Source organism: Clostridium sp. CCUG 7971 (genome assembly GCF_017590215.1).
GTDB lineage: Bacteria > Bacillota > Clostridia > Peptostreptococcales > Peptostreptococcaceae > Faecalimicrobium.
This window is the reverse complement of record NZ_JAFFPK010000122.1, coordinates 1-21,019: the sequence shown is the minus strand read 5'-3', so window position 1 is coordinate 21,019 and position 21,019 is coordinate 1. Positions and strand designations below refer to the sequence as shown.

Sequence of the window (21,019 nt, the reverse complement as noted above, 5' to 3'; positions counted from 1 at the left end):
TCTCTATAAAAATTATTGTTAGGACCATATATATAGGTTGGCCTAATAATTATATATGGAATATCGCTATTTATAACAAAATCTTCAGTTTCTTTCTTATCTAGACCATATTTTCCCCAATGATTATTTTCACCTTTTTCATGATCTTCTTTAGCACTTTTACTACTGTCTTTATAAACTGCTCCAGATGATAAAACTATATATTTTTTTAATGATTTTACATCTACAAAGTCTATAAGATTTTTTATATCCTCTTTAAAGTAAGCTGTCATATCAAATATATATTCATATCTACTTCCTTTTAATGATTTTTCCATATCTTCTCTTTTTCTACGATCACATAAGATATGCTTTTTTAGTCCTTTATACTTTACCAGCTTCTTTCCTCTTGTAAGTATATCTACATCATATCCAGATTTTATTAAGTATTTAGCAAGCGTAGAGCCTATAAAGTCACTTCCACCCATAACTAAAATTGATTTCATGTTAAAAATTCCCCCTCTAGAAATATAGTATCGTAAAATCAACCTTTTATATGTCATGATTCTTTTGCATGAAATACTACAGGTACTAATTTATTTTAGTATTTTAAAAGTTTATATTAACTTTTGGATTTAATTAGCCATAATAATAGACCTACAAATGAACAATCCTAAGATGTATTGAGGTCTTTATTATTTAAATTATTGATATAGTATTTATTTTACTTCTACTAGCTTATCAATACGACTATTTAATTTATCTTGTATCATATATAGTAAAACTGGGATATACATATAAGACATCCATCCAACTACATTAAATAGTATTAGTATCAATATTATTGAAGCTACAACTGATGTTATTTGAGAAGCTCTATGACTTTTTTTAAATATTTTAATAGTTGTACCACACATTAATCCAAATAATAAAATCATTAATGAGAATATTATAAATATCCCAAAACTTTGAATTCCCTTTGGAAGACTTGGAATAGAAGAGTATCCTATAACAAATATAAATGTCAATAATCCAAATATCATATATAGTTTTCCCATACTATTTCTTTTAAACATAAGTAATACCGTAAATCCAAGATATAAATAACTTAAAAAACTAACTAAACCCAATTTTTCCACCTACCTTATTTACTACTAAGTCTTTATAAAAACAAAACCATAAAGCTAGTTAAAATGCTTTATGGTTTTGTAAATAATTAAATCTGTATATTTATACTCCTAAAAACATTGATCCAGCTGCTAAAATTATTACTGTTGCTATAAATATCATTACTAATAACTTAGTTGCAAACTTTACCCATGTTGAGTAGTCTACTTTAGATATTGCAAGTCCACCCATAACAACCCCTGATGTAGGCGTTATTAAGTTTACTATACCAGAACCAGCAGAGAATGCTGAAACCACTATTTCCGGAGCAATATTTAATTTTTGTGCTAATGGTGCAAATATTGGCATAGATACTGACGCTAGACCTGAAGTTGATGGTATTAAGAATGATAAAGCTATGTATATTACATAAGCCATATTAGCAAATAACATTCCTGATACACCACTTAATACCCCTGACGCTTTATCTAATATATATAAATCCAATCCAGAGTTTGCCATCATGAAAGATATACCTCTTGATACACCTATTACAAGAGCAACTCCAACCATATCTGCAGCTCCTGCTATAAATGAACTAACTATATCGTCTTCCGGCATTCTATAAACTACACCTATTATAACAGCCATTAAGAAGAACCATACTGTTAATTCAGGGAACCACCAAGTTCCTAAAGGAGCTCCGTTTAACCATGAAGTAGTATTTTTAAATATAGTTACACCAAAATCACCCCATGGAATAACACCAGCTATCATAACTATAAATGAAAATACAAATAGCGCTAAAACAACTTTTCTTTTTCCATTTAACTCTAATACTTCTTCAGTATTTTTACCAAAAGCGTCATGAGCTAGATCTAATTCATGCTTTGATAATATTGTAGCATTTTTATCAGCTTTAACTTTTTTAGCATATCTTAACACATAAGCTATTGATATTGCTAAAGTTACAAACCATAATACTACACCTACCATTATAGTAGTACCTTGGTTTATAGTTACTCCAGCTGCACCAGCAGCAGAAGCAGCAGCACCCACAGCAAATGGATTTACTGTTGATCCTAAAACCCCAGTACCTGCTCCAAGTAATATAGTAGCAACAGCTACTAATGGGTCAAATCCAGCTGCCATCATTGTAGCAGTTATTAATGCATAGAAAGCTAATGATTCTTCTGCCATACCATAAGATGTTCCACCTAATGAGAATATTATCATTAGAACTGGTATTAGCATTAATTCTTTTCCTTTTAATTTTTTAACAAGTCCTCCAACTCCAGCGTCTAAAGCACCTGTTTTTGTAACAACTCCTAGGAATCCTCCTATTATAAGCACAAATAGTGCAACATCTATAGCTCCTTTAAGCTGACCATTATTCCATACACTCATGTATGATCCATCATAGTCATTTATTGTCTGTAGTGCTCCTTCTACTCCTTTTGCTTCCATAGCAGCACTTACAGCTTTATCCATATCTAAATCTTTTACACCTACCATACCTGTAACTGGAGCCATTACTAAGTCGGCTATTTGAGCTTTTTTAACTCCAGGAACAAATTGAGTTACTATTGCAATAGATATCATTATAGCTAATAATACCGTATATGCAGATGGGAATTTGAATTTCTTCTTCTTATCCTGTGCCATCTGTATATCCCCCTTCTCTTTTAATTTTATTAAAATATATATTACATATAAACTAGAAATTTAGATTATATGAATATCTCAATATAAGTTCACTAAATAATTTCATATTAAAATATTTTAAGCAATAAAAGGAAATGGTACTCTCTTTTAGAATAACATTTCCTTTTTTTCACATCAATAACTAAATTATTTTGATATTATTGTACCTGTAGAGCCATGTAATGCTTCTTTAGCTTTTTCTAAAGAAGTTATTAAAGCTTTACCATTAGTAGATGATTTTACAAAATCTACACAAGCTTCTACTTTAGGTAGCATAGATCCTTTAGCGAAATGACCTTCTTCTATATATTTATCAGCTTCTTCTAAGTTTATAGATGCTAATTCTTCTTGGTTTGGCTTATTAAAGTTTATACAAACTCTATCAACAGCAGTAAGTATAACTAACATTTCAGCATCAAGGTCTTTAGCTAATTTAGCACTTGATTTATCTTTATCTATAACAGCAGCTACACCAGTTAATGATTCGTCTTTACCTTCTACTACTGGTATACCACCGCCACCAACAGTTATAACTATAGTTCCTTCATCAACTAATTGTTTAACAGTTTCTAATTCAACTATTTTTTGTGGTTGTGGAGAAGCAACAACTCTTCTATAACCTCTTCCTGCATCTTCAACAAAAGTAAATCCTTTTTCTTTTGCTATTTTATCCGCTTCTTCTTTACTATAGAACATACCTACTGGCTTAGTTAAGTTTTTGAATGCTTCGTCATTTTCATCAACTACAACTTGAGTTACTATAGTAGCAACATTTTTCTTTACATTTCTTCTTTTTAATTCAGTTCTTATAGATTGTTGTAAGTGATATCCTATATATCCTTGACTCATAGCTCCACATTCTGCAAATGGCATCATAGGAGTATTTGCTCCATTATTAGCAGCAAAATCCATTGCTAGGTTTATCATACCTACTTGTGGTCCATTTCCGTGCCCCACTATTACATTGTATCCTTCTTCAACAAGGTCAACTATTGTTTTAGCTGTCTGTTTAACTAACTCTAATTGTTCTTCCGCATTTTTACCTAGTGCATTTCCCCCTAAAGCTATAACCAGTCTCTTCATATTATTATTCTCCTATTGTTTGTATTTTATATAAATATAACCCCCATCTATATTTCCGAAATAAGGTGGGGGTTAATCAAACTACTATTATACAACTTTTACAGATTTAACCACCATTTATAATGTTATACTTAAATCACGTTTATAAAATGCCCTCGACTAGAAGGTGATCAATTTATCTTTTTAACTATTATTGTCCTATAGTAGCAGCCATAATAGCTTTTATAGTGTGCATTCTGTTTTCTGCTTCATCAAATACAACAGATTGCTTAGATTCAAATACTTCGTCAGTAACTTCCATTTCAGTTATACCGAATTTTTCACCCATTTCTGCTCCAACTTTAGTTTTTAAGTCATGGAATGCAGGTAAACAGTGCATGAATATTGCTTCTGGGTTAGCATTGTCCATAACAGCTTTGTTAACTTGGAATGGCATTAATTGTTTAATTCTAGCTTCCCAAACTTCAGCTGGTTCTCCCATAGATACCCAAACATCAGTATATATAACGTCAGCATTTTTAGTTCCAGCCATAACATCTTCAGTTAATGTTATAGTGCATCCATTTTCTTTAGCTATTGCTTCACAAGTAGCAACTAATTCTTCAGCAGGGAATAATTCTTTTGGAGCACAAGCTGTGAAGTTTAATCCCATTTTAGCACAAGCAACCATTAAAGAGTTACCCATGTTGTTTCTAGCATCTCCCATGTAGACAAAGTTTACACCTTTTAATCTTCCTAATTTTTCTTCTATAGTTAATAAATCTGCTATCATTTGAGTTGGATGGAATTCATCAGTTAACCCATTCCATACTGGTACTCCTGCATATTGAGCTAATTCTTCAACTATTTCTTGAGAGAATCCTCTATATTCTATACCATCATACATTCTTCCTAAAACTCTAGCAGTATCTGCTATAGATTCTTTTTACCCATTTGAGAACCTGTTGGTCCTAGATAAGTAACACCCATTCCTAAGTCCATAGCTCCAACTTCAAATGAGCATCTAGTTCTAGTTGAGTCTTTTTCGAATAGTATAGCTACATTTTTACCGTTTAAAGTTTTATTAACTACACCAGCTCTTTTTAAGTCCTTTAAGTTTTTAGATAAGTCTAATAAATATCTTATCTCTGCACTAGAAAAATCTAATAATTTTAAAAATGAACGTCCTCTTAAGTTAACTGCCATTGTAAAAACCCTCCTAAATATGTTATTATATTAGTATATTTTTAAATTTAACGAATTAATTTTGCTACTTCTTTAAAGACCTCTGAATAAGGGTCTTTAAAGAAGTTTTTTTTATTTATATTTTTAAATATTATTCTTCACGCTCTAAAGGCATTGACATACATCTTGGGCCCCCACGACCTCTTGATAATTCACTTGATGGTATTACGTGAATTTTAATTCCATTTTCAACTAATATTTTATTAGTGATATAGTTTCTAGAATAAACAACAACTTCACCTGGCTTAATACATAATGTATTTGATCCATCATTCCATTGTTCTCTATCAGCTATAACTTTATCTCCTCCACCACATTGGATTAATGTAACTTTTTCTACTCCAAGGTGTTTAGCTAATATTTCTTCTAATTTAGCATTAACTTCTACTATATTTAATTTACCTTCTACATCTCCTTTAGTTACTTCGAACACTTGTAAAGGTCCTTGTATTCCTGGATGTATAGTGAACTTATCAACATCTATTTGAGTAAATACTGTATCTAAATGCATCATAGCTCTATTATTTGGAATATTAAATGCTAATATTGTTTCTATTTTATCGTTGCTACTTTTGAAGAATATTTGTTTAGCTATATGCTCTATTGCGTTAGCTTGAGTTCTTTGAGATATACCTATTGCTAATGTTTTTTCATTTAATATTAATATATCTCCACCTTCTATATGATATTCAAAATCTCTATCATAGAATCTTTCTACTTGACCTTTAAAGTCTTTGTGATATTTGAATATATAATCAGCATATATTGTTTCTCTGTTTCTAGTTACAGAATACATTTTATTTAAACTTACTCCATTTCCTATACTTGCAAATGGATCTCTTGTGAAGTATAAGTTTGGCATTGGGTCCGCCACAAATGGATAATCATCTTCTACTAAATCAGCTAAACTTTTATTATCTAATTCTGGTAATTCTTTTTTGTTTATACCAGCCATAGTTTTTCTTATTAATTCTTCATTATTTTTTATACCTTTTAAGAAGTTGTACACATTTTTTTGTACTTCTGGGCTTTCTATTCCAGCTTCTTGTATAAATTGATTTATGAATTGTTCTTTTATTTCTTCGTCAGCCATAACTTCAGCTGCTAATTCATGTAGGTATACTACTTCAACACCATTCTCTCTTAATACATTCGCAAATGCATCATGTTCTTGTTGAGCTACTTCTAAGTAAGGAATATCATCAAATAATAATCTCTCTAGGTATTCCGGTGTTAAGTTTTCTATTTCAGCACCTGGCTTATGAAGTAGAACTTTTTTAAGTGGTTTGATTTCACTTGTTACTTTTATTCCCATAGCTATTCCTCTCAATCTGTCATGATATTTATCAATAGTATTTACAATTTGATAAATATTACAACTATAGTATTTTTAAAAAGCAATATATTTTAAAATTTATATTAAATAATCCAGAAAAACGTTTTCTCAAAGGTTGTCTCCAATCTCATCTTGAAATATTAAAGTTTATCCAAACTTAAAATATAAATTATTAAAAGCTTAATTAATTAAATAGTAATAAACCTTTAAAATATTTTATATTTTTATACTTTCAAACAGTCCACTATTATTTGTTATTTTAATTTCTCCACTTGATTTAATACTTTCATCAATGTATTTTTCAAATTCTCTTTTTTTAGTATCTATTACTTCTAAAATGTTACCTGGTATAGAGTATATATACTCTAGTATTCCCTTAGTATCATTTACTATTAATTTATCTTCATACAAATATCTTTGTATATTATCAAAATGTTTTTTTAATATTTCTTCTCCATTTTCTAATCCAAATTTATTTGATAATTTTTCTTCGGAAATCTTTATATTATTACTAAATCCTAGCATAAGCTCTTCTAGCTCTTTCATATGGTAACTATCTATAGTAGAACAGTAAAAATGTCCTCCTTTTTTAAGTACCCTATTAATCTCAGATAGAACTAAATCTAAGTCTTTCATATAAAACAGTATATGGTTAGCTATGACTACATCAAAGCTGTCATTTTCAAAAGGAATGTTGTTTGGGTCTGCTATTTGGAAATTAAATTTATCAGAGTTTTTACTTAGATTTATTTTTGCATCATTTAACATATCTTCGCAAATCTCTGTCAGTGTCACATCTATGCTGTCATTTAAATACTCTATATTCTTAGCCCATAAAGCACCATTCCCACAACCAATTTCTAAAACTTTAAAGTTTTCTTTTAATTTTAGATTTTGGAATGTCCAATTGTACCAACCATGTTTATTTGAACTAAATCTTTCTTGCAGTTTAACGCTTGCATTTAAATTAGATGAATCTATGTATTGCTGTAATAACTCTTTTTCACTTTCTAGTATTTTTATTATATCTACTGTCTTATTCCAGTCTAAGTTTTCATCATTTTCAATGCTAACTTCGGCTGTTTCTATGGCATTTAATACTGTTTTCATATGATTAATTTTGTTTTTTATGATATTTTTTTGTAATTTTAATGAATTAACCATATCATCTTTTTCAAAATTATTTTGTTCAGTATTCATAACCTCCTCTAGTGATAATCCTAAGTACTTTAAAGCTAAAATCTTTTTTAATTTTGTAAAATCTTTATCTGTGTATAGTCGATGCCCTGCATCATTATGGTGAGATGGTTTAAGAATCCCCTTAGTGTCATAATATCTTATTGTTCTGATTGTTACTCCCGCCATTTTAGCAAATTCACCTGTAGTATATAATCTTTCATCTTTCATTATATCTCCCCCAAAGCTATTGCCTAATATTATTGTATAAGGTTACGTTGCGTAATGGTCAATACTAAATTTTAAAATTTTTTAAATTTTTTTTTCTGTTAAAAAAAAGCATCAAAAATTATATTTCGATATTAATTTTATATTATCTACAAAATTTAACAATAAAATTTAGTATTGTATTTATAATCTCTACTATATTCTAATTACTAACTTCTTTAAACTCATATTTTTCTTCTTTAGTTTTTTCTCTTTTTTTCTCTATTTTAGCTATTAAATAATCAACTAAGAAACCATTAATTACTACGGCTATTAATGAAAATATTCCTTTACCTAATCCAAAAGTTAATCCTCCACATATAACAACAAATAAATCTACCATTAATAATGATTTACCTATATTAAATGTTGAGTACTTATTTAATATCTTTGCAAGTATATCTGTTCCACCTGTTGAAGCATTTACTGCAAATACTATAGCTAATCCACTTGCCGCAGTTATAGTTCCACATAAAACTGCTAAAACCATATTAGTTGTAATTGCATATGAATGAAGTACCTTTTCCATAAAATCCATAACAAATGACATCATAAAACTTGCGTATATAGTTTTAATACCAAAATCCCCACCTATTAGTATAAAAGCTATGATAAATAATATTAAGTTACCTAAGAAGACTATAGTCCCTACTGACAGTGCTGGTATATAATGACTTATAACTAAAGCCATACCACTTAATCCTCCACCCGCTATTTGATTTGGAGCATAAAAATACTGTATACCAAATGCTACTAAAATAACTCCAAACGTTATTATAATATAGTCCCTAACTACATTCATCTTATTTATTTTTTCCATAAATATACCTCTTTCCTTCAATCAATGTCTATAATATTAATATTTTTATATATAAAATATAATACACTTGAACATATATTTAATCAATAAAAAAGAGATGTTTAGTACACCTCTTAAATAATTCATAATTTTATAAATTTATAGAAAGCTATTCTACAGTTATTGCACTAACTGGACATGTGTCTTGTGCTTCTAAAGCTGATCCTTCTAGATTAGCTTGTAATTCACCTTCTATAGCTACTGCTAATCCATCCGTATCCATATCAAAAACTTCTGGACATACTCCAGTACATGCTCCACATCCTATACATACGTCTTTATCTACAACTGCTCTCATTTTAGTATCCTCCATTTATGTTTTAGTTATTATAATATTTATCCATTTTTTACTATATTAAAACAATTAGTTAGATTTGTCTACTATATACCTATAATTATTACATATTCCCTTATCATTATATCTTTCTAATATAGGAACTTTATCTAAATTAAGACATCCCTATAAACATTCCTATTATATATGGAATTAACCACACAACCCATACAGCTATACTAAATTTATGGAATGTAGCTTTTTTCTTTTCATCATTTTTATATAGTACCCATGTAGCCCATACTGCATGAAATAACATTAGTACTATAGCTAAAAAACCTGTTACTCCATGAATTAATTGACTTGTAGAATTTATAGCTTCTACTCCTGACTTAGCTATTTGTCCCATCGTAAGTGTACCTAATGTATCACATACTAGTCCTAACCAAAATATTATGACATGATTTTTATTAAGACTTTTAGCCTTTCTTTCACCAAATACCCCTATCGTATAAAATACTAACGCTAAAGTTATTGCTACAATTGCTAAAATTAACTTTGAATCCATGACTATTTTACCTCCTTAATTTTATTTCTTATTTTTAATAAGCTTTCTTTTACTTCCTTTATTTCTTCCTCTGTAAAGTTTTCAAATATTTTATCAAAACTTTGATTAATTGTAGTTCTAAATTCTTTTGCAAATTCTAATCCTTTATCTGCAAAAGTTACATAAGTATTTCTCTTATCATTTTCATGTTTAACTTTTTTAACATATCCAGTATTTTCTAATCTTGTAACTATTCCTGATACTGTTCCTTTAGCTAAAGACATTTCTTCACATATTTGAGATATGTTAATCTTTCCATTATGTGCAATTAACTTAATAACCATCACTTGCTGATGGGTAAGTCCACTATCTTTTAGATTGTTACTAATTGTCCCCATCGTACTTGCATATATTTCTTTTATAAGCATTGCTATTTCAAAAGAATCAAATGTCATATATAACTACCTCCATTTTTAATTGCTATACTTCATTTTCGTTATTTCAAAGTTTAATGAATTACTTAAAAATAGTATCCCTGCACTAAACAATGCAAATCCTAATCCCATATAAAAAGTTCCTATATAGTAGAAATTAAATATCCATAAACTTCTTACAGATATTCCTATAATCATCATGAAAAACATTATAAAATAACTTTTTAAATCAAAGAAAGAATATATATATTGTTTTTCAAATTCACTATTAATGATTCTTAGAGTATGTTTTTTTACTAATTTCATAAATATAAATTTAAAAAATACATAAAACGTTATAGCTACAAAAGCTAAATTTACAATCCAGTTTCCTCTACTAGAATGTACATCTTCTAATCCCAAAGTAAACACTCTAAATCCAGCGAAGCACCATATTATTCCCGCTATTAATAATAAAACCCTCTTTTCAACTTTAGGTATATATTTTGTTAATATCTCCATAACTTTATCTCCTATAAAAATTAATTCATAAATAGTTCGCATAGGAACTATTTAGTTCCTATGCGAACTATTATAATAACTTTTCTTACTATTGTCAATATCTTTAATACAAAAATAAAGACACCCCTAAAGATGCCTCTATCTAAAAATATTTCTATAGTGTTTTAAATCTTATTTTGCATATTTGACAATAATATCACGTAGTATATTTACTGCTTCTAATCCTACCTTATCATTATAATATTTAGCAAACCTCTCATCTGCAACATACATTTTTGCTAATCCAGCATGAGCTTCTCCTGAATAAACTGGCCATGAAAAACATAACCAAGCTTTATGTTTTTCAAATACATTTTTAGCTTCTTCTGAGTTTAAATCTTTACTTTCAATAACTTTTGATAAAGACTCAAACATTTCTTTTTCAATTTCTTGCATTCTTTTTAAATCATCTTCATCCATGTTCATCCATTTTTTATTAGATGCTTCTACTGTTTCTTTACCGTATTTCTCTCTTATTTCATTTCCATATTTAGCTTCATTTTCTTCTAATTTTTCTTTTTTAAATCCTTCAAACTTTTCTCTATCTGACATTTTTATTTCTCCTTTTTTATATTCTAATGTTTTTTCAACTGTCAAAATCAATTGATTAATTTGGTCTCGTCTGGAAATAAGTTGTTGATGATGTTCTAATAAAGCTTTATTAATATCAAAATCTGACTTTGAAATTATTTGATGTATTTCTTCTAACTTCATATCTATAGACCTATAAAATAAGATTTGTTGTAGTAAATCTACCTCATTTTGACCATAAATACGATAACCAGATGAATTAATACGACATGGTTTTAATAAACCAATTTCATCATAATATCTAAGTGTTCGTGCACTAACACCAGCTATTTCAGCTAACTTTTTAATTGTATATTCCATGTGATTACCTCCTGACAGTTTTATAATAATGCTTTCCGCTACGTTAAGGTCAATAGAAAAAATACTATTTATTTTTTAATTTTCACTATTTTCATATTTTCATCATATTTAATACCTAGCTCTTTTGATAGTTTATTATTTAACTCAATAAGCTTTTCATGATAATCTCTATATTCATCGCTTAATATCTTCATATTGGGTATAAAAACTTCATAATAACCACTACTATTAAAAAATTCATTAATTTGTTTTTTAAATTTTAAATATGGATTCATAAATTTTGTTGTAGATTTATTATTTTGCTTTTCAATACTTTCTATTATCTCTTTCTTATACTCCTCTAATTCTTCACCTTGCGCATTCAATATACTTAAAATTTTATTTCTAGTACCTATAGCTATGTCTATTTTCATCTCCTCAGATATACTCTCATATCCAGTCTGAATAAATTTAGGTATCTTTATATCAGGAACATTATCTAAGAACTCAACAATATTATCCCATGCTTTATATTTTTCTAAAGTGTCCATTGGTCCATTTAAATACGGTGAAAAATGATATGATAAAAATATCCCTAATCCACTAGGAAATGCTCTTTTTACCTCATTTTTTATATACTCTCCATTATTTTTTTCATTTTTAATAATCTCTTCATTTAATGTATGGATTTCATCTTCTCTTAAATTACTATCTATAAGCTTTTTTAAATAAGACTTTTGTATCTTTAAATTAACTTCTTTTTTCTTTTTCTCTAAAAGGATTTTATTTAAGACATATTTCTTATCATCACTATTTAATATCGATTTAATGTCTTTTATTGGAATATCTATTTTTCTATATAAAGATATTTCATTTAACAGTTTCACATCTTCATCTGTATATTCTCTATAAGAATTACTATCTTTTTTAGGATTTATTAGTCCATGTTTTTCATAATAGTTTATAGCCTTTTTAGTTAAGCCAGTTTCTTCACAAATTTCATTTATTAACATATTATCACCTCTTGCCTTAAATAGTAATCTGTACCCTTGGGCACCAGTCAAGCTTTATTAATTATATAAAAATAAGATATATGTGCAATAACACATATATCTTATTTTTATATACTATATATATCCGAAAATTCTATATCACATTTTTCTAATATATTGATTTCATTCTTTTTGTTACTTACTTTATTAGGACAATAATCTATAGTCTTTGCTGGTAGAGTGATAACAAATTCAGTTCCTTTTCCTTCTTCACTTCTTACACCTATACTTCCACCTTGAATTTCTACTAGTTCTTTTACTATTGATAATCCAATTCCACTGCCTTCTTGTTTACGAGTTAAGCTTTTATCTATTTGCACAAATCTGTCAAAAATAGTACTTATTTTTTGTTTTGATATTCCTATACCATTGTCTTTTACATATATATATACATTGTCTTCAGCTACATCTATATTAACTTCAATCTTTCCATCTTCATGTGTATATTTTATAGCATTTGATATTAAATTTAGTATTATTTTTTCAATTTTATCTGAATCACAGCAAATAAACTTCTCTTCTTTATTAGTATCAAATACAATTGATATATCTTTACCTTCTACATAACTTGCAACGGAGATGACTACCTCTTCTATAATAGAAATAATATTTTTATTTTCTAAATTTACATCATAATAACCTGTATCAATTTCTGTTATGTCAATTAAGTTATCTACAAGTCTTAATAATCTATATGAGTTTTGTTTCATTGTGCTCATATAATAATTTAATTTGTCTTCACCAATTTCACATATCTTATTATTTTCATTATATTTAATTAATAATTGTATAGTCCCAAGGATTATATTTAAAGGTGTTTTAAATTCATGAGATATATTTGCAAAAAATTCGTTTCTTAAATTTTCAATTTCATTTTCTTTTTCTTCCACTCTTCTTCTTGCCTTTATTTTTTTATCTCTAGTTATATCCTTAGCCATACCAAATATATATTTTACATTTTCATTTTCGTCTAATGCTGCGACTTTAAATACATAAAGCCACATTTTTGTTTTATTAGTCCTTAATAATTCTTTATTTATAAAGTAACCTTTTTGCTTAATTAAATTTTGATCTTCTTTATAAAGCTTCTCAGCTTCTTCCCTAATCCAAAAATCTATATCTTTTTTCCAATTATATCATCTTTGGTTAAATTAAATTTATCAGCATATCCTTGATTTATATACATATACTTTCCTTCTAAATCTTTTATCCATACTAGAAGTGGTATACCATCTAAAATTAACTCTAAATCTTCCATATTGTACTGTTTAACACTATCATTATGCTCATGTAAAATATAAATTTTAGCTACTTTATCTCTCCAGTTTATATCAAATATTTTATAAGTAAAATTAATAATTTTACCTTTTTTATTATAGATACTTACAATTTTATCTTGATTTAGTTTATTATTCTCCCCTGTTAGTTTACTTATATTAAAACCATTTAAATCTTCAGCATTATACATTAATTTGTTTAATAGTTTATTGTTACAAAACTGTATAATGTTTTCTTCGCACACTATTAGTAAATTATCATCCATATTATTAAATATTAGTTCCATATCACCTATACCCCTGCCCCCTCTATCACTATAATATAGTAGCATATCATGATATATTATTACAAATAACTATGATTATTTGACATAAAATCTAGATAAATAGTTATTATTTTTATATTTTATAACTTATATCCCATAATTATAGCCTTAAGCATAAAAAAGCCGTATCACTTATTTGTGATACGGCTTTATAAAAAAAAATATTAACATTAAAATATACTATGCTTTTTTAACAACGCTAGATTTTAATTTCATAGCTCCAAATCCATCTATCTTACATTCTATATCATGTCCATCAGCTGCATCAGGAACTAAACGTATACTTTTTACTTTTGTTCCTATTTTTATAGATGATGAACTACCTTTTACTTTAAGGTCTTTTATTACTGTCACAGCATCTCCATCATTTAATACATTTCCATTTGCATCTTTTATAACATTTACTTCTTCATTTACTGACTCTAAAGACCACTCATGAGAACATTCTGGACAAACTAAAAGACTTCCATCTTCATAAGTATATTCTGAATTACATTTTGGGCAATTTGGTAAATTTTCCATATATTATTTCCTCCATTTGTTATTTTAATTATAGTATATAAATTTTTCGATTCCCTATTTGCAACATATTATTAGTATGTTAAAGCTTATAAAGCTATATAGAGACTTTCTCATAGAATTATATAATATCATAATCTATTTACATTGACAAACCTTCGTACTATGACTAATTAAATTTTGTATTTTAATATATTATATCCACTTTATTCCTAACACCAAATTAGGTAAAAAATATTTTATACAGTGCGTTGTAGATTTATCTATTTTTATATAAATATTATTATCACTAAGTTTTGATTTTAAAATTTCATAAGCTTTTATGTTATTATCTAACATATGAATATGATCATAACATTTACTTTTGCAATGATCCTCATCTTCTCCTATAGACATAAATATTCTTTTTTCTTTTAAGCTTATCTCACTTTCTTCTAAAAATTTTAGTATATCTTTATACCAAAAAGATCCGGATGCGCATACAGCATTTCCAAAAACATCACTTTTAGTATATATAGCGTATACAGATATTAATCCTCCTAATGATGCACCTATTATACTTGTGTTTTCTTTACCTTTTTTAGTTCTATAGTTATTATCGATATATAACTTTACTTCATTACATAAAAAATTTAGATAATTATCTCCTTCACCTAAAAAATCAGGAGTTTTTTCGCTTAATCCTTTGCTATACCAAGGTGTATATTCATTTAATCTATTTTTAGTAGGTATTAAAGCTCCAATAAAATTTATATTATCTTTTTCAAGTTCACCAAAAAATTCGTTTTTATGTTTTATTATTTCATCACCATCTTGTATATATATTACAGGATAAGATTTATCACTTAAATTATAATCTTTTGGAAGATAAATTAATACTTCTCTATCTTTTATAGTTTCTGTTACTATAGTTCCCTTCATAGATTAATTCCCTTCTATTTAAGTTATTAGTAATTTAATATGTACTTTTATCTTTCCTATTTTTTTTATATTTATTATTAATTATATATCTATAAAAAAAGCTATCCCAATCTAAGCAGTTATATTGCTCAAATTGAGATAGCTCTTAATAATTATTTTATTTTAAGATGTGAACGTCTATATCCCTAACGCCCCAGTCATTACATTCTTTTTCTGAATTCATAAATATATCTATTCTATTTCCTTTTATAGCACTTCCACAATCTTCTGCTATAAATACCTTATCAAATTTAGGTATATATACCTTTGTTCCATAAGGTATAACAGTTGGGTCAACTGCAATAGTTCCCCATTTTGGAACAGTTCCAGTAGACGTTATAGTATCTCCTGCATAAGCTGTAGCTTTTACATTAAGTTTCTTAGAGTTTTCTAATGATATTGTTTCTTTTTCTTCACTATACGAAACATATTTAGAATAAACATATCCTACTTTGTTTTTATGGTTAACTTTCGTCCACTTACCTTCAGTTTGGATTATATCCAATTTCTCTGGCTTATCTAAAGTGTAGTTTACTTTACTTTCTGTACTTGGTTCTGTTCTAAAGTTTACTTTACTTGCATTTATGTATCCACCTTTAGTACTTTGTATGTTAATAGATGAATTTTCTGTATTTGATGGACTATCTGCAAAAGCTTTTGCATTTGGCATAAATAATAAAACTATCGCTGTCGTGACCATTAAAAATTTCCTTTTCATATGTCAATACCTCCTAGGCTTATTTATTATGTCAATATTTTGAGGTCTAACCCCTTGCCTAGAAAGTATTATATCTTAAAAGTTACAAATTTGTTACCCTTTTATGCAAACTACTTTTATTTACTATTAATGTAATTATTTTCTTATTTTTGCTTCTCTGTTATTTTTTCTAATTTTCCTGTTACATTATTTATTGCATCTGATGCTGTATCTATTTTATTTTTTAATGATTTAATAACTGAATCGGCTTTAGTTAATTTATCCTTCGCATTATCTATCTTAGAGTTTACCTTATTCATCGATTTTTCTGCTAATTTAGTACTATCATTTATTTTATTTTCAATATCGTTTACTTTATTTTTTTGTTCTTCACTTAAATCTTTTTTATTTATTTTTTCTAATATTTCTTGAGCTCTATCCAGTTTATTTTCATCATAAGAACTAGTTAATTCTTTTATATCTAAATCTATATCTTGAGCCTTTTTAGATTTTTCAGATATTTTATCTTTAATCTCATCAACGCTTTCCTTTAATGAATCATCTGTATTTTCCTTATTAATACTTTCTACTTTTGCTTCTATATCATCTTCTGCATTTCCCTTTTTTAAATCAATATTACTGTAGGCAAATACACCTATAGATAATATTGCTACACCAGCAACTACTTTAATTTTTTTCATTCCTATCACTCCTTTGGTAAATTTATTTATTCATATATCAGCTTTGCTCTATATTTAACAAACTATAAAATACTATTAAACGTTCTATAAATTTTTATATTTTATATAAAACAATTAATAATATAACTCTTAATATTATAAAATATTATCGTAAATAAGGATACATATTTTTGTTAGATTTCTAAATATTTTATTCTAACTTTTCTATATTGAAAAGTAGTAATGCTAAATCCATAAGATTCTCCACATTAGAAGCTATATGTAGAGAATTAGATTTTCAATATAGAAATATATTAGAATATAAGGATGTTTAAACTTATAGTATAATTAATATAGACTTAAACTTAATAATCTCAGGAGGAAAGCATGAATATAGATATTCTTAAAAATATTTCACAAGGTCTTAACAAATTAAACTGTACTTGGGGCGTTGGAGGTTCTGTGCTACTAAACCAATATAATTTAGTAGAAAAACCAAAAGACATAGATATTTTAATAGATTCATCAGATACTCATAAAATTAAATCTTTTATGAATACTATAGGACAACCTATATACTTACCTTCTAAAACTCCATTTTTAACAAAAGACTTTTTTGGATACAATGTAGATGGTGTAATTGTAGAGTTTATGGGAGACTTTAAAATAGACTTAGGAAACAATAAAATATACGAATTTATACTAGATAATAAAGCTATAGCTCATACTAAAACTATAGATGATATAAATATAAATTTCACTACTTTAGAAGATTGGATTGTTGCCTATAACGTTATGAATGATCCTAAAAATAGAGTACCTTTAATTAAAAATCACTTTGAAAAACATGGTATAAATTATAGATATTTACTAGAAAGAAATTCAAGTCAAAACTTGCGTATTGATACTCTAGAACTTATATATAGTTTATTAAATATGTAATTAATAAAAAAATGGGGTGCCTTATTTTTAAGACATCCCATATATTATTAAATAATCAATTTTTATATACCTGTACTATAAATTAATTTACTTTTTTATTTTTCTTTAGGAATGAAAAATCTACAATTATTGACACAATCGCAAATATAAGTAAAAATATAGGATAATGTAAATATTTTATTATTCCTACAGAAGAAACTCCAGCTATACCAACAGCCGTTAGTATTTGTGCTCCATATGGTATCATTCCTTGCCAGCACGATGCGAACATATCTAACATACTAGCAATTTTTCTCGGATCAAGATCATACTTTTCTCCAATATCTTTAGCTAAAGGACCAGCTGTTATTATTGTTATTGTATTATTAGCAGTACATAAATCTATTACACTAGCAAGTAAAGCTATACCAAACTTAGCACCAGTTGCTGTTTTTATTTTGCTTGTTATAAAGTTTAGTATAAAATCTATACCGCCATTATGTTTTATTAACCCGATTACCCCTCCGACGATTAAAACTAAGATACATAATTCTTGCATTCCAGCCATACCGTCTGATACAGCACTTATGAATCCCCATATATCTATAGTATTTGTAAATATACCTATTGCTCCTGCAAATAAAACTCCTCCGGCAAGAAGAACAAAAACGTTTGCTCCAGCTAAAGCCCCTACTAAAACAGCTACATAAGGTACAACCTTTATTATTTCATAAGACCCAGCTTCAGCTGAAGTAGTTCCATATCCTGATGACATTACAGCTATTATTACAAGACTTATTAATGCTGCTGGTAATACTACAAAGAAATTCATTTTTACTTTGTCTTTTAATTCACAACCTTGTGTACTCGCTGCCGCTATAGTTGTATCAGATATCATAGATAAGTTATCTCCAACCATAGCTCCTCCAACTATTATTGCTACTAATAATTCTAATGGCATTCCTGTTTTTTGAGAAATACCCAAAGCTATAGGTGTTAATGCAGAAATTGTTCCAACTGATGTTCCCATAGATGTAGATATAAAACACACTACTAAGAATAACCCTGGTACTAATAAATTCGCTGGTAAAACTGATAAGCTTAAGTTAACTGTAGAATCTACTCCACCCATTGCTTTAGCTACACTACCAAAAGCTCCTGCTAGTAAGAAAATTACAAGCATTATTAATATATTACTATCTCCAGCACTTTTACAGAATATTTTCATTTTAGTGTCTAGAGATTCTTTAGGATTAATCATGAAAGCTACACCTGCTGCAATTACGAATGCTGTCAATGCAGGCATTTTATAAAAATCTCCTGTTATAATACCACTTCCTAAAAATAATATTAAAAATACTCCTATTGGAAGTAATGCAAGTGCACTACCTTTATTTTCTTTTTTGTCAATTTGATTGCTCACATTTTGCATACTTTTGATCCCCTCTTAATCAATTTAAGGTATAACTAACAGAGAAGGTATTTATACATATCTCCTCTGTCAGCTTTAAATATATAATTTATATCTTAATAAAGACTTTAGCAATCTTTTATTTCTTATAATCTATCAAGACCTTGTTTTAAGTCTGCTATTATATCTTCTGCTTCTTCTAATCCAACTGATATTCTTATTAAACCTTCAGATATTCCAGCTTCAGCTCTTTCTTCTGGAGTATATGGAGAATGAGTCATTGAAGCAGGATGTTGTATTAATGTTTCACAGTCACCTAAGCTAACTGCAAGAACACATAATTCTAAAGAGTTTAGGAATTTCTTACCAGCTTCTAATCCACCTTTAACTTCAAAAGCAATCATTCCTCCTGGAAGATCCATTTGCTTTTTAGCTAATTCATATTGTGGGAAACTTTCAAGTCCTGGGTAGTTAACTTTTGTTACATTTTCATGAGATTCTAAGAATTTAGCTACTTCCATAGCATTCTTGCAATGTCTATCCATTCTTACTTGTAAAGTTTTCATACCTCTTATTATTAAATATGCATCAAGTGAACTTAATACAGCACCTGTCATATCTTTTATTCCAAATAATCTTACTTGATTTACGAAATCTAATTTACCAGCAACAAACCCTGCTATAACATCTCCATGTCCATTTAAGTATTTAGTTGCTGAATGAACTACTACGTCTGCACCTAATTCTATTGGTCTTTGTATATATGGAGTACAGAAAGTATTATCAACCATTACCATACAACCTTCTACTTCATGAGCTATTTTAGATACAGCTTCTATATCTATTAATTTTAAGTCTGGGTTTGCTGGAGTTTCTAAGTATACAACTTTAGTGTTTTCTTTCATAGCTGCTTTTACTTCATCTAAGTTTGTAGCATCAACAAAAGTTATTTCAACTCCGTATCTGCTTATACCATGATTAAACATTGCATATGTGCATCCATATAAAGTTTTACTTGCAACTACATGATCTCCTGCTTTTAATATTGTCCATAAAGCTGAAGTTATTGCACCTATTCCTGAAGCTGTTGATACACAAGCTTCTGCTCCTTCAAGTAATGCAACTTTATCTTCTAATTGAGCATTAGTAGGATTTCCTAGTCTAGAGTATATGTATCCACCCTCTTCTAATGCGAATCTTCTTCCACCTTGTTCTGCACTATCAAATACGAATGTTGATGTTTTATATATAGGTGTTGTTAACGCTCCTGATACGGCATCCTTTTGATGTCCACCATGAATTGCTTTTGTAGCAAATTTTTTGTTTTGTAAGTTTTCCATTTTTTATTTCCCCCTTGAATTTTGATATTATGATTTTTAACTATTGTTCCGTAAGGAACATCTTTCATGTTGCAAAAAACATTTTTCTTCAAGCTAACAAGTAACGTTTTCCTGTGACCGAAAAACCTTTTCCCTTGTGTATACAATCAATGTAACATCTTTTTGTTTTCTTGTAAATATATCATGAAATTTTTGTAAAATTTGAAATTTTCGCCATCATTTTTTATCAAATCTTCTGATAATTAAATTAATTTTATAATTTCCATAAAGCTTTTCACTATAAAAATTATTTTTTATGTTCCAATTATTGTATTTTAGCCATTTGTATAATGTATCCTATTTTCTTAAAATCGTAATTTTTTAGGCTACTACTTTCAACATGTCAAGCATTTTAAGTTCTTTTTTAACTTATTTAAGCTATAAATTTTTATAAAAA

The 21,019-nt window shown here is 27.8% G+C and carries 22 protein-coding genes and 2 pseudogenes; 2 read left to right on the top strand and 22 right to left on the bottom strand.

Annotation, left to right across the window (positions count from 1 at the left end):
* From JWF52_RS14920 to JWF52_RS14825, 20 genes and pseudogenes are all read right to left on the bottom strand, one after another.
* Nucleotides 1-485: NAD-dependent epimerase/dehydratase family protein (locus tag JWF52_RS14920; RefSeq protein WP_208334329.1), on the bottom strand; the 485-nt coding region annotated here is incomplete at its 3' end.
* 213 nt (nt 486-698) lie between these two features.
* The gene (locus tag JWF52_RS14915; protein WP_208334328.1) at nt 699-1,109 is read right to left on the bottom strand and encodes a hypothetical protein; all 411 of its coding nucleotides are present in this window, start codon (nt 1,107-1,109) and stop codon (nt 699-701) included.
* Between the two features lie 100 nt (nt 1,110-1,209).
* Nucleotides 1,210-2,751, bottom strand: a complete 1,542-nt coding sequence (locus tag JWF52_RS14910; RefSeq protein WP_208334327.1) for a YfcC family protein — start codon at nt 2,749-2,751, stop codon at nt 1,210-1,212.
* A 186-nt stretch (nt 2,752-2,937) separates the two neighbouring features.
* Nucleotides 2,938-3,873 (bottom strand): carbamate kinase, encoded by a 936-nt coding sequence (arcC, locus tag JWF52_RS14905; RefSeq protein ID WP_208334326.1) that lies wholly within the window; start codon nt 3,871-3,873, stop codon nt 2,938-2,940.
* Between the two features lie 190 nt (nt 3,874-4,063).
* Nucleotides 4,064-5,058: pseudogene (gene argF / locus JWF52_RS14900) on the bottom strand (ornithine carbamoyltransferase).
* Between the two features lie 130 nt (nt 5,059-5,188).
* The gene (gene arcA, locus JWF52_RS14895) at nt 5,189-6,412 is read right to left on the bottom strand and encodes an arginine deiminase (protein WP_208334325.1); all 1,224 of its coding nucleotides are present in this window, start codon (nt 6,410-6,412) and stop codon (nt 5,189-5,191) included.
* Between the two features lie 237 nt (nt 6,413-6,649).
* Entirely contained in the window at nt 6,650-7,840 is a 1,191-nt protein-coding gene (locus JWF52_RS14890) for a MerR family transcriptional regulator (protein WP_208334324.1), read from the bottom strand.
* Nucleotides 7,841-8,039: 199 nt separating this feature from the next.
* The gene (locus tag JWF52_RS14885) at nt 8,040-8,696 is read right to left on the bottom strand and encodes a YitT family protein (protein WP_208334323.1); all 657 of its coding nucleotides are present in this window, start codon (nt 8,694-8,696) and stop codon (nt 8,040-8,042) included.
* A gap of 148 nt (nt 8,697-8,844) precedes the next feature.
* On the bottom strand, nt 8,845-9,033 hold the full coding sequence (locus tag JWF52_RS14880; protein ID WP_208334322.1) for a ferredoxin: 189 nt from the start codon (nt 9,031-9,033) through the stop codon (nt 8,845-8,847).
* 151 nt (nt 9,034-9,184) lie between these two features.
* Nucleotides 9,185-9,577, bottom strand: coding sequence for an HsmA family protein (locus JWF52_RS14875; RefSeq protein WP_208334321.1), 393 nt, complete (start codon nt 9,575-9,577; stop codon nt 9,185-9,187).
* Nucleotides 9,578-9,579: 2 nt separating this feature from the next.
* Nucleotides 9,580-10,011 carry a MarR family winged helix-turn-helix transcriptional regulator gene (locus tag JWF52_RS14870; protein WP_208334320.1) on the bottom strand — a complete coding sequence of 144 codons (432 nt, stop codon included), beginning with the start codon at nt 10,009-10,011 and terminating at the stop codon, nt 9,580-9,582.
* An 18-nt stretch (nt 10,012-10,029) separates the two neighbouring features.
* The gene (locus JWF52_RS14865; RefSeq protein WP_208334319.1) at nt 10,030-10,491 is read right to left on the bottom strand and encodes a hypothetical protein; all 462 of its coding nucleotides are present in this window, start codon (nt 10,489-10,491) and stop codon (nt 10,030-10,032) included.
* A 171-nt stretch (nt 10,492-10,662) separates the two neighbouring features.
* Nucleotides 10,663-11,421 (bottom strand): MerR family transcriptional regulator, encoded by a 759-nt coding sequence (locus JWF52_RS14860; RefSeq protein ID WP_208334318.1) that lies wholly within the window; start codon nt 11,419-11,421, stop codon nt 10,663-10,665.
* Between the two features lie 68 nt (nt 11,422-11,489).
* Nucleotides 11,490-12,413 (bottom strand): MerR family transcriptional regulator, encoded by a 924-nt coding sequence (locus JWF52_RS14855; protein WP_208334317.1) that lies wholly within the window; start codon nt 12,411-12,413, stop codon nt 11,490-11,492.
* Nucleotides 12,414-12,520: 107 nt separating this feature from the next.
* Entirely contained in the window at nt 12,521-13,456 is a 936-nt protein-coding gene (locus tag JWF52_RS14850; RefSeq protein WP_286184207.1) for a sensor histidine kinase, read from the bottom strand.
* A gap of 110 nt (nt 13,457-13,566) precedes the next feature.
* Complete coding sequence (locus JWF52_RS14845; RefSeq protein ID WP_208334316.1) at nt 13,567-14,016, bottom strand: PAS domain-containing protein; 450 nt, start codon at nt 14,014-14,016, stop codon at nt 13,567-13,569.
* A gap of 219 nt (nt 14,017-14,235) precedes the next feature.
* The gene (locus JWF52_RS14840; protein ID WP_208334315.1) at nt 14,236-14,577 is read right to left on the bottom strand and encodes a zinc ribbon domain-containing protein YjdM; all 342 of its coding nucleotides are present in this window, start codon (nt 14,575-14,577) and stop codon (nt 14,236-14,238) included.
* A 192-nt stretch (nt 14,578-14,769) separates the two neighbouring features.
* The gene (locus JWF52_RS14835; protein ID WP_208334314.1) at nt 14,770-15,495 is read right to left on the bottom strand and encodes an alpha/beta hydrolase; all 726 of its coding nucleotides are present in this window, start codon (nt 15,493-15,495) and stop codon (nt 14,770-14,772) included.
* A gap of 157 nt (nt 15,496-15,652) precedes the next feature.
* Complete coding sequence (locus JWF52_RS19430; protein WP_286184206.1) at nt 15,653-16,252, bottom strand: 3D domain-containing protein; 600 nt, start codon at nt 16,250-16,252, stop codon at nt 15,653-15,655.
* 143 nt (nt 16,253-16,395) lie between these two features.
* Nucleotides 16,396-16,932 (bottom strand): hypothetical protein, encoded by a 537-nt coding sequence (locus JWF52_RS14825; protein WP_208334313.1) that lies wholly within the window; start codon nt 16,930-16,932, stop codon nt 16,396-16,398.
* A gap of 194 nt (nt 16,933-17,126) precedes the next feature.
* Here JWF52_RS14825 and JWF52_RS14820 point away from each other — a divergent pair.
* Both JWF52_RS14820 and JWF52_RS14815 read left to right on the top strand, forming a co-directional pair.
* Nucleotides 17,127-17,246 (top strand): annotated as a pseudogene (locus JWF52_RS14820) (helix-turn-helix domain-containing protein); the annotation flags it as partial.
* Nucleotides 17,247-17,298: 52 nt separating this feature from the next.
* Nucleotides 17,299-17,853 (top strand): hypothetical protein, encoded by a 555-nt coding sequence (locus JWF52_RS14815; RefSeq protein WP_208334312.1) that lies wholly within the window; start codon nt 17,299-17,301, stop codon nt 17,851-17,853.
* An 82-nt stretch (nt 17,854-17,935) separates the two neighbouring features.
* Here JWF52_RS14815 and JWF52_RS14810 read toward each other — a convergent pair whose 3' ends face one another.
* Together JWF52_RS14810 and megL are read right to left on the bottom strand one after the other, a co-directional pair.
* The gene (locus JWF52_RS14810) at nt 17,936-19,264 is read right to left on the bottom strand and encodes a Na+/H+ antiporter NhaC family protein (protein ID WP_286184205.1); all 1,329 of its coding nucleotides are present in this window, start codon (nt 19,262-19,264) and stop codon (nt 17,936-17,938) included.
* A 125-nt stretch (nt 19,265-19,389) separates the two neighbouring features.
* A complete protein-coding gene (gene megL / locus JWF52_RS14805) occupies nt 19,390-20,583 on the bottom strand; it encodes a methionine gamma-lyase (RefSeq protein WP_208334311.1) in 1,194 nt (397 codons plus the stop codon).
* Nucleotides 20,584-21,019: the final 436 nt, after the last annotated feature.

Coding starts and splice junctions, on each gene's coding strand:
- JWF52_RS14910 (WP_208334327.1), bottom strand. CDS start 2,751: ATGGCACAGGATAAGAAGAAGAAATTCAAATTCCCATCTGCATATACG.
- arcC (WP_208334326.1), bottom strand. CDS start 3,873: ATGAAGAGACTGGTTATAGCTTTAGGGGGAAATGCACTAGGTAAAAAT.
- arcA (WP_208334325.1), bottom strand. CDS start 6,412: ATGGGAATAAAAGTAACAAGTGAAATCAAACCACTTAAAAAAGTTCTA.
- JWF52_RS14890 (WP_208334324.1), bottom strand. CDS start 7,840: ATGAAAGATGAAAGATTATATACTACAGGTGAATTTGCTAAAATGGCG.
- JWF52_RS14885 (WP_208334323.1), bottom strand. CDS start 8,696: ATGGAAAAAATAAATAAGATGAATGTAGTTAGGGACTATATTATAATA.
- JWF52_RS14880 (WP_208334322.1), bottom strand. CDS start 9,033: ATGAGAGCAGTTGTAGATAAAGACGTATGTATAGGATGTGGAGCATGT.
- JWF52_RS14875 (WP_208334321.1), bottom strand. CDS start 9,577: ATGGATTCAAAGTTAATTTTAGCAATTGTAGCAATAACTTTAGCGTTA.
- JWF52_RS14870 (WP_208334320.1), bottom strand. CDS start 10,011: ATGACATTTGATTCTTTTGAAATAGCAATGCTTATAAAAGAAATATAT.
- JWF52_RS14865 (WP_208334319.1), bottom strand. CDS start 10,491: ATGGAGATATTAACAAAATATATACCTAAAGTTGAAAAGAGGGTTTTA.
- JWF52_RS14860 (WP_208334318.1), bottom strand. CDS start 11,421: ATGGAATATACAATTAAAAAGTTAGCTGAAATAGCTGGTGTTAGTGCA.
- JWF52_RS14855 (WP_208334317.1), bottom strand. CDS start 12,413: ATGTTAATAAATGAAATTTGTGAAGAAACTGGCTTAACTAAAAAGGCT.
- JWF52_RS14850 (WP_286184207.1), bottom strand. CDS start 13,456: ATGTGGCTTTATGTATTTAAAGTCGCAGCATTAGACGAAAATGAAAAT.
- JWF52_RS14845 (WP_208334316.1), bottom strand. CDS start 14,016: ATGGAACTAATATTTAATAATATGGATGATAATTTACTAATAGTGTGC.
- JWF52_RS14840 (WP_208334315.1), bottom strand. CDS start 14,577: ATGGAAAATTTACCAAATTGCCCAAAATGTAATTCAGAATATACTTAT.
- JWF52_RS14835 (WP_208334314.1), bottom strand. CDS start 15,495: ATGAAGGGAACTATAGTAACAGAAACTATAAAAGATAGAGAAGTATTA.
- JWF52_RS19430 (WP_286184206.1), bottom strand. CDS start 16,252: ATGAAAAGGAAATTTTTAATGGTCACGACAGCGATAGTTTTATTATTT.
- JWF52_RS14825 (WP_208334313.1), bottom strand. CDS start 16,932: ATGAAAAAAATTAAAGTAGTTGCTGGTGTAGCAATATTATCTATAGGT.
- JWF52_RS14815 (WP_208334312.1), top strand. CDS start 17,299: ATGAATATAGATATTCTTAAAAATATTTCACAAGGTCTTAACAAATTA.
- JWF52_RS14810 (WP_286184205.1), bottom strand. CDS start 19,264: ATGCAAAATGTGAGCAATCAAATTGACAAAAAAGAAAATAAAGGTAGT.
- megL (WP_208334311.1), bottom strand. CDS start 20,583: ATGGAAAACTTACAAAACAAAAAATTTGCTACAAAAGCAATTCATGGT.